The organism is Candidatus Obscuribacterales bacterium (assembly GCA_036703605.1).
In the GTDB taxonomy this organism is placed as follows: domain Bacteria; phylum Cyanobacteriota; class Cyanobacteriia; order RECH01; family RECH01; genus RECH01.
This window is the reverse complement of sequence record DATNRH010000160.1, coordinates 1-1,152: the sequence shown is the minus strand read 5'-3', so window position 1 is coordinate 1,152 and position 1,152 is coordinate 1. Positions and strand designations below refer to the sequence as shown.

General features: G+C 51.8%; 3 protein-coding genes. All 3 read left to right on the top strand.

What is annotated here, in order from left to right:
• A partial coding sequence (locus V6D20_03365) for a hypothetical protein (GenBank protein ID HEY9814832.1) occupies window positions 1–345 on the top strand: 345 nt, incomplete at its 5' end.
• A gap of 3 nt (window positions 346–348) precedes the next feature.
• The gene (locus V6D20_03360) at window positions 349–741 is read left to right on the top strand and encodes a GPW/gp25 family protein (protein ID HEY9814831.1); all 393 of its coding nucleotides are present in this window, start codon (window positions 349–351) and stop codon (window positions 739–741) included.
• An 8-nt stretch (window positions 742–749) separates the two neighbouring features.
• The coding region (locus V6D20_03355; protein ID HEY9814830.1) for a hypothetical protein at window positions 750–1,152 on the top strand (403 nt) is incomplete at its 3' end.

The following is a 1,152-nucleotide window of genomic DNA, read 5'->3' as shown; positions in this document are numbered from 1 at the left end:
CTGCGTAAGTTTTCTAAAAACGCCATGTTTGTGATTTCCGATGCCCTAGCCTGCCAAATTGAGGTGGCCCGCAAACTCACGCTAGGGGATTTGGTTCTTTCTGTTTTACCCTGGCCCTTCCATCGAAAATTACCTAACCCTAGAACCGGTGCCTGCAAGACAAAAGGCATTGATATTGGTAAACTTTGCACCTTATCGATTCCTATCATTACCATCTGTGCCCTGATCTTGCTGATTATCATGGTGTTAGTGCTGGACTACATCTTCAAGTGGGTGCCTTACCTCATTTTTTGCTTACCGTTGCCTGGGCTCAATGCTAAACCCAAAAAACCGGAAGGGGGCTAATCCATGGATACTGGAACACTCTTTGGTCGCAGCATTGCCTTTCCACCCCGAATTGGAGCAGATGGCCGCATGGCCTGGTCGGAGGGCGCACAAAATATTCGCGAGTCGATTCAAGTGATTTTACAAACAGAACTGGGAGAACGGTTGATGCTGCGATCGTTTGGAGCAGGTTTAGGAACATTCTTATTTGAACCGAACACCACCGTCAATCGCTGTTTAATTCAAGAGCGGGTTGAACATGCCCTGAATCTGTGGGAACCTCGTATCCGCTTGCAGGACGTGCAGGTGGATGCCGACCCCAACCATCCCCAGCAGGTCATCATCACCCTAGACTATGGGCTGGTGTCCACCGGCGGCCATGAACGCTTAGCACTCACACTTCGTTTAGGAGGCTAGAGGAACCGATGGCTATTCATGTTCCATCCCTCGACGATCGCGCCTATGCCGACATCTTGCGGGATGCCCTGGCCAGAATCCCGGTGCATAATCCTGAGTGGACTAACTTCAACGATAGCGACCCCGGCGTCACCATCATTCAGCTCTTTGCCTTTATGACCGAGAGCATTCTCTACCGCGCCAACCAAATTCCTGAACGCAATCGCCTCAAGTTTCTGCAACTTCTGGGCATTCCGGTTGCGGCTGCCACCGCCGCCCAAGGCTTTGTGGCGATCGCCAACGATCGCGGTTCCCTAGATGCCCTGCCCCTGCAGCCAGGATTAGACGTACGAGCTGGGCAGGTGCGATTTTTAACCACCCAGGGGTTAGAGGTGTTACCCATTACAGCACAACTGTTCTACAAGCGTTCGA

Excerpts from the sequence above, each read along its gene's own strand:
- V6D20_03360 (HEY9814831.1), top strand. The coding sequence starts at position 349 with ATGGATACTGGAACACTCTTTGGTCGCAGCATTGCCTTTCCACCCCGA.